General features: G+C 53.0%; 12 protein-coding genes. 3 read left to right on the top strand and 9 right to left on the bottom strand.

Annotated features, from left to right (window positions below; all coding sequences use genetic code 11):
* Window positions 1–206: 206 nt before the first annotated feature.
* From copZ to BN3277_RS10300, 7 genes are all read right to left on the bottom strand, one after another.
* Entirely contained in the window at window positions 207–407 is a 201-nt protein-coding gene (gene copZ, locus BN3277_RS10330) for a copper chaperone CopZ (protein WP_059042320.1), read from the bottom strand.
* Between the two features lie 65 nt (window positions 408–472).
* Complete coding sequence (locus BN3277_RS10325) at window positions 473–847, bottom strand: metal-sensitive transcriptional regulator (RefSeq protein ID WP_059042319.1); 375 nt, start codon at window positions 845–847, stop codon at window positions 473–475.
* A 728-nt stretch (window positions 848–1575) separates the two neighbouring features.
* Window positions 1576–1860 carry a cytochrome aa3 quinol oxidase subunit IV gene (qoxD, locus tag BN3277_RS10320; RefSeq protein WP_059042317.1) on the bottom strand — a complete coding sequence of 95 codons (285 nt, stop codon included), beginning with the start codon at window positions 1858–1860 and terminating at the stop codon, window positions 1576–1578.
* A 1-nt stretch (window position 1861) separates the two neighbouring features.
* A complete protein-coding gene (gene qoxC / locus BN3277_RS10315) occupies window positions 1862–2458 on the bottom strand; it encodes a cytochrome aa3 quinol oxidase subunit III (protein ID WP_059042315.1) in 597 nt (198 codons plus the stop codon).
* Entirely contained in the window at window positions 2455–4428 is a 1974-nt protein-coding gene (qoxB, locus tag BN3277_RS10310; protein ID WP_059042313.1) for a cytochrome aa3 quinol oxidase subunit I, read from the bottom strand. The genes qoxC and qoxB overlap by 4 nt, the downstream gene beginning before the upstream one ends.
* A gap of 24 nt (window positions 4429–4452) precedes the next feature.
* Window positions 4453–5406, bottom strand: coding sequence for a cytochrome aa3 quinol oxidase subunit II (gene qoxA, locus BN3277_RS10305; protein ID WP_059042312.1), 954 nt, complete (start codon window positions 5404–5406; stop codon window positions 4453–4455).
* A gap of 508 nt (window positions 5407–5914) precedes the next feature.
* Complete coding sequence (locus tag BN3277_RS10300) at window positions 5915–6889, bottom strand: diaminopimelate dehydrogenase (RefSeq protein ID WP_059042311.1); 975 nt, start codon at window positions 6887–6889, stop codon at window positions 5915–5917.
* A gap of 309 nt (window positions 6890–7198) precedes the next feature.
* Here BN3277_RS10300 and BN3277_RS10295 point away from each other — a divergent pair, with 309 nt between their 5' ends.
* Window positions 7199–8905, top strand: coding sequence for a copper resistance CopC/CopD family protein (locus tag BN3277_RS10295; protein ID WP_059042310.1), 1707 nt, complete (start codon window positions 7199–7201; stop codon window positions 8903–8905).
* 38 nt (window positions 8906–8943) lie between these two features.
* Complete coding sequence (locus BN3277_RS10290) at window positions 8944–9687, top strand: YcnI family copper-binding membrane protein (protein WP_059042309.1); 744 nt, start codon at window positions 8944–8946, stop codon at window positions 9685–9687.
* A gap of 72 nt (window positions 9688–9759) precedes the next feature.
* Here the strand turns inward: BN3277_RS10290 and BN3277_RS10285 are convergent, their stop codons facing one another.
* Both BN3277_RS10285 and BN3277_RS10280 read right to left on the bottom strand, forming a co-directional pair.
* Entirely contained in the window at window positions 9760–10992 is a 1233-nt protein-coding gene (locus BN3277_RS10285) for an SLC45 family MFS transporter (RefSeq protein ID WP_059042308.1), read from the bottom strand.
* A gap of 4 nt (window positions 10993–10996) precedes the next feature.
* Window positions 10997–11734 (bottom strand): glycerophosphodiester phosphodiesterase, encoded by a 738-nt coding sequence (locus BN3277_RS10280; RefSeq protein WP_059042307.1) that lies wholly within the window; start codon window positions 11732–11734, stop codon window positions 10997–10999.
* A 322-nt stretch (window positions 11735–12056) separates the two neighbouring features.
* On the opposite strand from BN3277_RS10280, the gene BN3277_RS10275 reads away from it, so the two are divergent.
* The gene (locus BN3277_RS10275) at window positions 12057–12953 is read left to right on the top strand and encodes a transposase (RefSeq protein WP_449289970.1); all 897 of its coding nucleotides are present in this window, start codon (window positions 12057–12059) and stop codon (window positions 12951–12953) included.
* Window positions 12954–13105 lie beyond the last annotated feature (152 nt).

The raw sequence follows: 13105 nt of genomic DNA, 5'->3' as shown, positions 1-13105 counted from the left end.
ACGATTCCTCCATCTCAAAACCCACAATATTTAATACCCCATGGGGGTATATAGAAGACGAGCGAAATCTTACTCGTTTAACTTCCTAACACGTGTTGCTTCCAGCGCGCGGTTGTAGCGGCCCACTGGGGGCCACCAAGCCCGATCCCGGGTCAAAGGCGCGCGGCCAAAGGCTTTACGCCTCAATCCCCGATAACCGCGGCGACTTAAACAACATCGTAGCCTTGATCCTCAATCGCTTCTTTAATTTGCTCAACCGTTACTTTGGATTCGTCAAACGTGACATCCACTTTTTTCGCAGCCAGGTCTACTTTACCTGTAGCCCCCAAACCGGCGACTGCCCCTTCCACCGACTTCACGCAATGATTGCAGGACATGCCTTCTACGTTTAACGTTATATTTTGCATGATATCTTCCTCCTATAAAATGATAATAGCGTCCTCTTACAGCGTACCCCGGGGGGGTTCCACTGTTATTTCATCAGCTTGTTGACCGTGACCAGCAGCTCATCGAGCACTTCGGTCTCACCCGCTTGTATCCGTTCGACCACGCAGCTCTTCATGTGTCCCTCCAGCAGCAGCCGGCCCACGCTGTTTAGCGCGGATTGCACGGCGGCGATCTGGTTCAGCACATCGTCACAGTAAGTATCCCTCTCGATCAGCCCTTTGATTCCGCGGATTTGCCCTTCAATCCGGTTCAAACGACTGGTCAGGTTGCTCTTCATCGCTTCGGAATGGTGGCTGTGTCGTACCAGCTTGCCATTCTCCGTTTCCATTGCGCCATGATGTCCGCCATGCTCCTCGCAGTGTGCGGACGCTGGATGTTCGTGTCCCTCGACCTTCGCCATACGTCTCCTCCTTTCCAAACCAGCGTGGTTTGCTGTGGTATGTTCATTATAATATACCCCCACGGGGTATGTAAAGAGGCTTTGCAAATCTTTTTTCTCGACGCGCAGCGGACCTTGTAACATACCTCGTAATACGGCTCCCGCACCGGACCACGTAACACGGCCCCCGCGCACCGGATCACGTAACGCGACCTCGCGACCGCCCCCGTAACGGACCTCAGCGACCTTATTTGTCATTTCCCGCTATATTTCCCACGCTAACGGACCCAGCAGCCCTTATTCAGTAGAAAAAGGCCCCTCACAACATAGATTCCCCAAAATAACGGCCGTGGTGTCCGTTAGCGCCCAGGCAGGACCAGCCGACGCTACATAACGGCTCTACAGTCCGTTAGCCTACCCAACCGCACCACTCACCCCTGCCCCACAGTCCGCTAGCCCCAACCAGCACCACACACACCACAGCTCTACAGTCCCTTACTATCTAATTGGCCCGCTCTTCTATTTGAATCCTAACCACTTACGCTCCGTTAGCCCTGTCACTATCCACCGCCGACCGCCACCCAACGGACCGCAAACAGCCCACCACCAATTACTCTCCTATCGGCCAATGAATGCGCAGAGCGATACGTTTCTTACATCACTAGCATCCCCCGCCAACGCCAAAAAACCCGCTGCCACGATACGTGACAACGGGTTTCCTTTTCCGAACAACATAACTAGCTTCACTCTTACTGATAACCCCAGATCATCGTCAGCAAGGTACCAAACACGGTCACCAGCCCGACGAACAAGGCATATACGAGGTTGGCGTACAAGGCGCCTTTGCTGCGGTTCTCGCCGATGTGCATGAACAGGAACAGCTGAACCGACATCTGGATCGCCGCACAGACCAGTAGGATCGTCATGCCTACGCCAAACGACATATCCCAGAAAACCACCGACAGCGCTACGGCAGAAAGGATCAGTGAGAACACATATCCCATGACGTGCTGAATCGGGAATAGTTTTTTCATGTCACATCAGTCCTTTCAAGTATACAAAGCTGAAGATGAAGATCCAGACCACGTCCAGGAAGTGCCAGTACAGCGAAAAAATAAACGATTTATTCGCCGTATCATGGGTAAATCCTTCGCGTTTCACCTGAATCATCAGGCCGCCGCCCCACAGCAGACCCATCGTCACGTGGGCGCCGTGCGTGCCCAACAGGACGAACAAGCTCGACAAGAACGCGCTTGTTTGGATCGTTGCGCCTTCATGCACGTAAGTGACAAACTCGGTAATTTCGATGCCGAGGAACCCGAGGCCTAGCAGCAGCGTGATGGCGAAGAAAGCCATAAACGGCTTTCTCAGCCCCAAACGCATGCTGTGTACCGCCAGCCCGCAGGTGAAACTGCTCGTCAACAGCAGGAACGTTTCGCCCAACACCGGCCCGATTTCGAAAATTTCCGCGCCGCTTGGCCCGTTACCAGTCCGATTCCACAGCGTCAGATACACCGAGAACAACGTCGCGAAGAGCACGATTTCCGCACCCAGGAACAGCCAGAACCCAAGAACCCGGTTACTGTTCTCCTCCGTTTGATATTCCAAAGGCAAAGTATGATCTACCTTCATGCGTGTTCACCCCGCAATCCTGCATCCGTGTCCATCCGATTGGCCAAAGCCCGCTCGGTTTTAAGGATTTCGTTGACCGGAATATGCCGGCCGTGGTCGCGTTCAAACGAGCGTACCGCCAACATAATGATAATCCCGAGTCCCGCGATAATCGCCGGTACCCACCAGCTAAAGACCATAAAGAATCCGAAGAATAAGAAAATCATGCCCAGAATAAACGGTTGGCCGCTGTTGTTCGGCATATGAATCTCTTCGATTTTGTCCGTGAACAGCGTTTTGCCGCTTTTCTTCGCTTCCCAGAACGGATCCAGCGAATCCACCTTCGGTACAACCGCAAAGTTGTATTCCGGAACCGGAGAATGCGTGCTCCATTCCAGCGTACGTGCGTTCCAAGGATCGCCGGTCGTATCGCGCTCCGCGTAACGGAAGCTCCAGTAAATGTTGTACACCAGAACGATAAACCCGATGGCGAGTCCCACCGCCCCGATCGATGCGATCAAGTTCAGCGGACCAAAGCCCGTGCTTTCCGAATAGGTGTACATCCGCCGGGTCATCCCTTTCAAACCAAGGAAGAACAGCGGCAAGAAGGTAACGTTAAAGCTGATTGCGATAATCCAGAAGGCCAGTTTGCCTTGGCGCTCGTTCAGCCGGAAGCCAAACAGTTTCGGGAACCAGTAATAGAACCCGGCGATAACCGCAAAGACTGTACCTGGAATCAGCACGTAGTGGAAATGCGCCACCAGGAACATCGTATTATGGTATTGATAGTCGGCGCTCGCCATTGCCAGCATGACCCCGGTCACCCCGCCGATCGTAAAGATCGGAATAAAGGCAAGCGAGTACAGCATCGGCGTCGTAAACTCGATGCGCCCTTTTTGCAACGTAAACAGCCAGTTGAAAATCTTAACCCCGGTCGGAACGGCAATCGCCATCGTGGTAATCGAGAAGATCCCGTTGACCATCACGCCGTGTCCCATCGTATAGAAGTGATGCGCCCATACGACAAACGACAGCAGCGAAATAACGATCATACTCCAAACCATGGATTTATATCCGTACAGGTTTTTACGCGAGAAGGTCGAAATGACTTCACTGTAAATCCCGAAGGCCGGCAAGATCACGATGTAAACCTCCGGATGGCCCCATACCCAGAACAGGTTGGCCCAGAGCATATCCATCCCGCCGTTGGCCATCGTAAAGAACTGCGTGCCAAACAACCGGTCGAACATCATCAGCGCCAGCGCCACGGTTAGTACCGGGAACGCGAACAGGATGATCACGTTGGTGATCAATACCGACCAAGTGAACATCGGCATCTTCATCAGCTTCATGCCTGGCGCACGCATTTTCAGAATCGTCACCAGGAAGTTCACTGCGGTCATCAACGTCCCGATCCCTGCGATCTGGATTGCGATCGAGTAATAGTTGTTGCCCACCGTTGGGCTGAACTCGATGCTTGCCAGCGGGAAGTATGCCGTCCATCCAGCATCCGGGGAGCCCCCGATGACGAAGGAGATGTTAAACAGCATGGCCCCGGCGAAGAACAGCCAGAAGCTGACGGCATTCAGCCGCGGAAACGCGACGTCGCGCGCGCCGATTTGCAGTGGAATCACCACATTCATCAAACCGACGATAAACGGCATCGCCATAAACAGGATCATAATAACCCCGTGTGTCGTAAAAATTTCGTTATAATGCTGCGCATCCAGCAGCCCGTTCTCCGGAATTGCCAGCTGAGCCCGCATGAGCAGCGCATCCACGCCGCCGCGGAAGAGCATCAGCAGCGCCGCAATAATATACATGATGCCGATTCGCTTATGATCAACGGTTGTTAACCATTCGCGCCACAGCCAGCCCCATTTTTTAAAATAGGTCAGTCCGATGAGGATCGCCAGCGATGCGACCACGATGCTAACCATCGCGCCGTAGATCATCGGCTCACCTGTGACGAAAAATTCGTCCCATTTCATGTTTAGGTACTCCCTTCCCGTTGATTAATTATGAGCTTCGTGTTCGTTAGATTCCGTCATGTCCATATCGGAGTGATCCATCGAGGAGTGATCCATTTCGGAGTGGTCCATGTCCTCCGCTCCGTTCTCGCCGCCATGGTTATGGCCGGCATTCTCCCCTTCCGGTGCAGGCCGGAAGTCCAGATGGGTCGAGGTAAACGTCAGGCGGCCGACATGAGCGGTCTCCAGCAATTTGTCGAACTCCGGCTCGGTCAGCTCAGAAGCGGTGTCCTTCACTTCTTCGATCCATTTGTCATATTCGGACGGCGCCATCGCCAGCGCTTCGAATTCCATATGCGCAAAGCCTTCGCCCGAGAAGTTGGAGTTTTTGCCCATGTACGAGCCTTCGTGTTCGGCAACGATGTTCAGCGTATTCACCATATCGCTCATCGCGTATTTCTGACCAGCTAACTGCGGAATCCAGAAACTCGTAATCGGACCAAACGAATACAGCCGGAACTCAACCGGACGGTTCGTTGGGATGTTCACGTAGTTTACGGTCTCAATGCCCTCTTCTGGATAGCTGAAATGCCATTTCCAGTTGGAGGAGGAAGCGTAAATCACGAGTGGTTTTTGATCCTCGTAGCCTTCAGGCACCTTTTCCACGGCCGATGTACTGCGTACCGTAACAACCGACAGCACCGCCACGATAATCACCGGGATCGTAATCCAGGTAATTTCCAACCATTTGCTTCCTTCCACATGCGGCGGTTCGTAATCCGGAGCCGCTTTGGAGGCACGATATTTCGTTAGCATGTAAATGTACAGCGTATAAACGACCAGCAAAATAACAGCCATCGTTAAAATAGAGAAAATGATGACTTGCGATTGGGTCTTGGCCACCGGACCTTTCGGATTTAATACCGTTAATTGATTACACCCGGTCAGGAGGACAAGGAGGGCTGAAAATAAAGCGAGCAGCAACCCTTTCCTTTTCATAGGATACCGATACCCCTTTCTACGTTATGAACGCCATCCCCTTAACTAAGGAAATGGCTTCGTTCGATCAGCTACTTTCATGTTAGGAAAGGAGAGGTTGAATAACAATTCATAGAGATTGTTATATCTGTAATTTAATGACAGTAGTTCGTGTGACTTTTATCCTTTACACAACTCGGAAAGTTGATTTAAGGCGATTTTCGGGCATTATCCGGCAAATTCAGCGATTTTGATAATTGTTCACAATGCAGCTTCGGCCTATCAGAGTTCGCAGAATTGTCATATTAATTCTGTATTTTGTGATTTAGTTCACAATAAAAGTTGTTGCAATTTGTTTCGCACACCCTCTTCTCCTCCGTCGTGTCAAGGTGGAATGCGACATTTTCGTGACTTTTAATCCTAGTCTCAAAAAATAAGAGGCTGTCCCAAGGCAGCTAAATTCACCTACCTAGGACAACCTCTTAACCTCTGCTTATAATGAACAAACGATCAGCTTGCCCACGACCGATTACAGCAGTTCTTTACGCAGCTGCTCCGGCGATTTTGGAGACAGCAGACCAAACGGAATATCAAACACGGTCTTCGCCCCCGACTGACCTGCTTGCGACAGCTTGTACGCCGCACGAGCATAAGCAACCAGTACGCTGGCCGTAAATTCCGGGTTGCTGTCCAGCTTCAGGCTGAACTCGATCAGCTGTGTATTGCCTTGTCCGGTCCGGCCGCTGCGCAGTACCATGCCGCCATGCGGCATCGCGGAGTGACTTGCTTTCAGCTCTTCCTCACTGATGAAATGAACGATCGTGTCGTAATCCGCAAAATAGTTCGGCATCTCCTTGATCTCTTGCTCAATTTTCGCCAGATCAGCCCCTTCTTCCGCAACCACGAAGCACTCGCGCAGATGTTTCTCACGCGTGGACAACTCTGGATTTTCGCCTTGGCGCACACGCTCGACCGCCGCCTCGACTGGAATCGTATATTGAACGCCGTTCTTCACGCCTGCCACGCGGCGAATGGCGTCGGAGTGCCCTTGGCTTACGCCTTTGCCCCAGAACGTATAGTCTTTCCCTTCCGGCAGCACGGATTCGGCTAAGAGACGGTTCAGCGAGAACAAGCCGGGATCCCAACCGGTTGAAATGACGCTGATCGTTCCCGCTTTCTCCGCTACCTCGTTCACTTTTGCGAAGTATTCCGGAATTTTGGCATGCGTATCAAAGCTATCAACGGTATTAAACATCGCTGCAAGCTGCGGTCCTTGCTCCGGAAGATCCGTAGCCGACCCGCCGCATAAAAGCAGTACATCGATGTCTCCCTTATATTTTTCAATTTCAGAGATGTGCACCACGCCGTTAGCCGACGCCACCTCGTCCGGTTGTCTGCGCGAAAAAATCGCTTTCAATTGGAAATCGGGATTTTGTTTTAACGCCAGCTCCACACCCCGTCCCAGATTCCCGTAACCTACGATACCTACCTTAATTGTTGCCACTTTATATCCTCCTTCATTATGTTCAAACTCGCCTTAAGCTATGGACTAACCCCCATTGTAATTTACCCTTATCACTTTTGAAATAGTTAACATTCAAAGTTAGTGTTTTTGTTTAAAAATTATGTATATTTGTGCAAATCAACCTGTACTTTTATGCAAATTTTAGTTTTTGACACTTCACAATTCAGACACAAGTGAATCCAGATTAGGGTACGATATAGCCCATTCTAGTCATACTCAGGCGTAATTAATCCATGTAAAATGGTAATCATTGTGAGGAAGTTAATAGACTATCTAAATGAGGGCTGAATGCGATTGAACATCTTGTTTCGTAAATGGACTTTGTTCGCGGCTGCAGCTTGCGCCGCCCTTCTCATCCTGGCACCGGCTTCTGCTTCCGCCCACGCTTACGTCGTTTCTTCGCAACCGGCGGCTAACGAAACCTTGGACACGTCTCCCGCGACCTTTGAAATCGAATTTAATGAACCGATCGAAGCCGGCTTTCACAAGCTCGAAGTCATCGGACCCAATGGAAATATCGTCAATGACGGGGGAGCGGGAATCGACCCTCGACAGCCCTCCCGGTTGACCGCTTCATTGCAGCCGAACCTCCCGGAAGGCCTGTACACGGCAAAATGGAACGTCGTGTCCGGCGACGGACACGCCATCTCCGGAACGATTCCGTTTCAAATCGGACGCGGCGATACCAACAACGGCCTCCCCATCCATCCGACAACGGATAGCGGCAATTCCTTCCCGGGCTGGAGTCTAGTGCTGGTTCGATGGTTGTTCTATGGCGGAATGGCTGGTTATCTTGGGACTGTCGTCTTCCACGCCTGGCTCCTCCCCCGCCTGGACAACGCCTGGCCCGAGCGCTTGAAGCGGCGCAGCCGCGCCGTCTTGCTGGCCGGACTGATCGCCGCCTCCGCCGGCATCCTGCTTAGTTTGCCGCAGCAAACGGCCAACGATGCAGGCGGCGGTTGGAGAGAAGCGTTTGATCCGGAGCTTTGGCGGCAAACGCTGGTTTATACGACCTTCGGGGAAATCTGGAAGATTCAACTCCTGCTGCTGGGGGGCTGGCTCTTGTGGACGGTGTTCCTGCTGCGAACCAGCCGGATCACCCGTCCCCGGCTGCTATCGCTGGCTGGCGGACTGGTATTTGGCCTTGGCCTGCTGCTGTCCAAGGCTTTTATCGGACATGCCGCCACCGCAGAGCTTCCCGGGCTTGCCATCACGATGGACTTCCTGCACCTGGCCGCATCGTTGATCTGGCTGGGCGGCGTTGGCGCTTTAGCATTTTTGCTTCCGGTGGCAACTTTGCCCGCTGCCGAAGACAAGGCTCATCCGTCCGGAACGCCGCAGCTTCCCTTGACTTGGCGTACAGTCCGGCGCTTCTCTCTGCTCGCCTTCCTCATGGTAGCCATCCTGATGGTGTCCGGTGTGTACGGAAGCTTGCTGCATGTGCCGACACTGTACTCGTTTACGCATACGGCGTATGGCCGCGTCCTGATACTAAAGATCGCCCTGACTCTGATCTGCCTGCTGCTCGGTGCTTGGTCCTTCCTGCGTGGAAGACGGGCAGGCAAACCGCTAAGCGCCGCCGGCGTATGGACGGAATTTGGAACCGGCCTAGTCGTGCTTGTGTTAGCTGCTGTCCTGGCGAATTTGCCTACGGCTTCGGCCTCCCCCGGTCCCGCGACTTTGACGAAACAGCTGGATGACGGGACAACAGTAATGATTCGCATAGCTCCAAATGCCTTAGGCACTAACACCTTTCAGGTCAGCGTAGACGGGCCGGAGGGTCACCCCCGCACCGATGTGGAGCAAGTGACTTTGCAGCTAACGTCGAAGGAGATGGATATGGGAACGACGGAAATCATCTTCCCCGGCAGCTCTCCAACCGAGGTACGCGAGTTGATCACGATGGGCGGCCGCTGGAACGTTCATGTCCATATCCTGACGAAATCCTTGAACAGCTACGATTACGATACCGAGCTGTCGGTAGGAACCCCCTAAGGGGTGCACCAAACAACTATAGAAAAGGAGACTTTATTATGTTCCCTACAACCCGATCTCTTGGAAGCCGGTTTTGGCGTTACGCGGCCGGTTCCGCTATCACTTGGATGCTGATCCTCACCTTCTTCACCGGGACGGTTAGCGCACATGTTACCGTCAAGCCAAGCCAATCCACCCCGGGCGCTTGGGAAACTTACAGCCTCAAAGTGCCGGTGGAGAAAGACCTCAACACCGTGAAAGTCGCGTTGAAAATCCCGGAAGGCCTCGCCTTTAAACAGTATCGTCCGGTACCGGAATGGAGCGTGGAGCTGGCGACGGCAGAAGATGGAACGGTCACCGCAGTCACCTGGACGGCCGAAGGCGAAGGCGTTGGCCCCGGCCAATTCCAACAGTTTGACTTCGTCGCGCAGAACCCGGATGCATCCGCCGAACTGGCTTGGGATGCCTTCCAGTACTACAGCGACGGCAGCGTCGTGGAATGGACCGGAGCGGAAGGCTCCGATCGGCCGCATTCGTTGACGGTCGTGAGCACCGAAGGGAGCGCAGGGCAGGTTGATGGCGCTGCCGAGGGGCATAATCATGCTAGTTCAAACGAAGGAGCAGCGGCGGACAACGCCGAGGCTAGCACCACCCCTGTAGCCGACGCCTCCCATCCTGCCCCATCCGGCAACAGCAGCGGCTCCACGACAGGGACCACCGCCCTCGTGCTTTCGGCTTGCGCCCTGCTCGTAGCGCTTGCCGCTTTAGGGCTGGCTCTACGTGCCAGACGCAAGTCTGCTTAATACAAAAAGCAGCGGTTCTCTTGAACGCTTTATCGCGTCTGGAGAACCCGCTGCTTTTTTTACAATATCGATTTATTTCATGCCGACAGGCGTCTGATCCAATGGATCCCTGCCTACTCTCTGCCGTTCCCGAGGAATGGAAAACAAGCAGCACAGCGCCAGAAGCATCCCAACCGATGCGCTGATGAACAACGCCGGGTATCCAAACACGTCGATCAGCCAGCCGAGCAGCGGCGGTGATGTAATCGCGGCCAGAGACGAAACGAAGTAATAAATCCCCGTACGTGTCCCGATGCTCTCTTCTCGCCCTGTCGATACAACCCACGGGTAGGAGTTGATGTTGATGCACGCCCAGAAGATCCCCCCAACAATCAGCAGCACCCGCAGCCACAGGACGGAATCGATAAAAATCATCACCCCAAAAACGAGAAACAATCCGGCCACTCCGGTGGAGATGATCGCCTTTTTCCCATAACGGGCTCCCAACCAGCCGCTCGGCAACGCAAACAGCAGGAAGGCGAGCGAGAAGAACGTCAAGGAGAACGAGGCTTCGGCATCGCTCATCCCTACCTGCTTGGTGCCGTACAACGTAAACAGCGCTTCAACGCCTTGATAGGCCACAAACCAGAAGAAAATCGCCGCTAAAATCAGCACCGTTGTCTTGTCCAGTTGATCCTTGATCCGAATCTGCGGCTTTGGCTGTGGTTGCTCTCCCGCCGCAGCGTTCCCGGCGAGCCCCAGCTCCAACGCGGCCGGTTCGCGGATCACCGCTTTAAGGACCAGCAGGCAGATCAGCATAACCACCCCGGCAAACAGAAACGGCACATACGATCCGATCCCGTAGAGCTGAGAGCCGATGCCAAAAGCCAGCACCGAGCCGATGCCGCCCATGAAATTGATCACACCGTTCGCTTTGGTGCGCTGCGGCTCCGGTGTGATGTCGGGCATCAACGCAACCGTCGGCGCCCGGAACAAGCTCATCGACAAATTCATGAATACCATAAACAATACCAAGGTCACGAATCCGGTGTGCCACGGAATCAGCGTCGCAAACACGGCGCCCAGCGGCATGCCGATTAGCAGATAAGGCATCCGACGGCCGTACCGGGTATTCGTTTTATCACTACGATGTCCAATCCATGGCTGCAAAATAATGGCGAAGTAATTATCGATCGTCATCATAAACCCGATCATGGCGGCGCTTTTTAAATAGTCGTCCAAAAAGAGCGGAACAAACGCATTATATAGCGCCCAGGTCAAGCTAATGCTGAAAAAGCCCAGTCCCAGCAGCCATGTTTTTTTCATCCGGTCACACTCCTTGTTTCGCCAGCAGTTCTGCCAAGCGATCCGGGTAATCGGTAATGATGCCGGCCACGCCCGCAGCGATCAGCGCCTGCATCAGCTTCACATCGTTAACGGTAAACGGGTGATAGATCACTCCGTTCGCTTTCGCTTCCGCCACCAACTCCGGCGTCAACGCGTATTGGTAAGCATGGAGCGCTTCCGCGCCAACCCGCTTCGCGTAATCCCACGGCTCGTACAAGCCTTCCATGTACAAAATGCCGGTGCGGATGTCCGGTGCCAATCTTTTGCATTCCACAAGGGAGTAGTGATTAAAGCTGGAAATGATGATCCGTTCGCTTAATCCGAAGCGGCGCACCGTATCGATCACCTTCTGCTCGATGCCGGGGTATAACACGACGCCAGTTTTCAACTCAAGGTTGACGATGGTGTCCGTGTTGCGGACCAACTCCAGCAGCTCCTCCAGCGTCGGAATCCGCTCGCCCGCGTAATCCGCGTGGAACCAAGAACCTACCTCGCGCTGCTTTATTTCAGCGAGGGTCAAATCCTTCACCCACTCCGGCGTTCCCGCCGTCCGCTGCAACGTCTCGTCGTGAATCAGGACCAACTGACCGTCGCGCGTCATCTGCACGTCGGTCTCGATACCAGTCGCCCCTAATTCCAGGGCCTTGGCAAAAGCCAGCATCGTGTTCTCCGGGTAATGCCCCGCCGCCCCGCGATGCGCAAAATTAATAATATCGCTCAAAAGGATCATCCTCCTAGGGATTTATTTAAAATTAATATTATCCATCCCCTAACTATAATCCTGCATTGTTAGGCCTGTGTAAAAAAATCCACATCCTAGAGCAACATATCCAATTGACCTGTGTACCTTTCACACCCCTTTGCACGATTATCCCTTTCGTTCAGGAACAGGGGATCGACATGAGGTTGCCGGAAATGAACATGCAAAACCTGATGAAAAACAGTATGGTTATTCTGGTATTTTATAGTTGTTAAGAGAACATATGTTTGGTATAATCAAGAAAGAGAACCTATGTTCCTATTCTTTTTTTGGAGGGATCGACGTGGAATTAAGTGCCAGTGTGGATTTTCCTTATACTAGCTGCCGTTTTCACAGTGAGGCGGATTGTATTGAGCTGCTAATCGCTAAAAAGTGGCCTGACGGATTCATCTGTCCGCGCTGCGCATATACCGAATGCGCTCGACTGTCCTCCCGTCGTCTTCCTTTGTTCGAATGCGGAAGATGCGCCTATCAAGCATCGCCTTTGGTGGGCACGATTTTTGAAAGGACCCATCTGCCCTTGTTGAAATGGTTTCAGGCCCTGGAGTTGTTCCTGCTTCCCGACGGCATCTCGGCTTTGCGGCTGAGTCAGGTGATCCGGGTGACCTACAAAACCGCATGGTTAATGCTGCACAAAATACGCCATTCCCTCGGAGAATTTGATGCTAGGGAGCTTTTGAGCGGAGATGTGAAGGTGAACAGCGATCAGTACGGGGATCCTTTACGGCCTTATTCTTATGCCGCAGCGGTCGTAGCCGGATGCACGGTCACGGAGTCCGGCGAGCCGGAGCGGGTAAAGATTCATGTGATTTCGCGAAAGAGAGGAGACGGAGTACGGGCCGAGCGGCCCGAACTCGACAGTTTCCTAAAAAGCCATGTAGATGCCCACACCTCAACCTTACAGCCATTCCCTTTGACTTTCCGGCTGTATTTGCCCTTACGGAGTGTTGTGAGAGCGGCATGGAAATCCCTAAAGAGTACGTATATCTCCTTGGGCTTGACGCATTTGCAGGCGTATTTAAATGAGTACACGGTACGCCGCCACCTGCGCATGTTGGGTTCCGAAGAATCGATGCGCGAGGAATTGCTATATATGTGCATGGCCATTCCAGCGATCCCTTACCCCCAGTTGATCACACGTCACCATAATCAGCCTCAGCCCCTTATGGCTGCGGCATAATCAGTGCTGTGAGTTATCTCGACTCATTTAAGCCGCGCTATTTCCAGACCAATCGGTTTTTTCACGCCTAGTTTCTCTTCCTTGTATTTCTGCTACTCCACGACCTGATGCAACGGGATAATCGTCAAAAGAGGCCTGACTGCTTAGGTTGT

It is taken from the genome of Paenibacillus rubinfantis (assembly GCF_001486505.1).
GTDB lineage: Bacteria > Bacillota > Bacilli > Paenibacillales > Paenibacillaceae > Fontibacillus > Fontibacillus rubinfantis.
The sequence above is the reverse complement of the archived record's forward strand: the minus strand, read 5'-3'. Positions and strand labels throughout refer to the sequence as shown.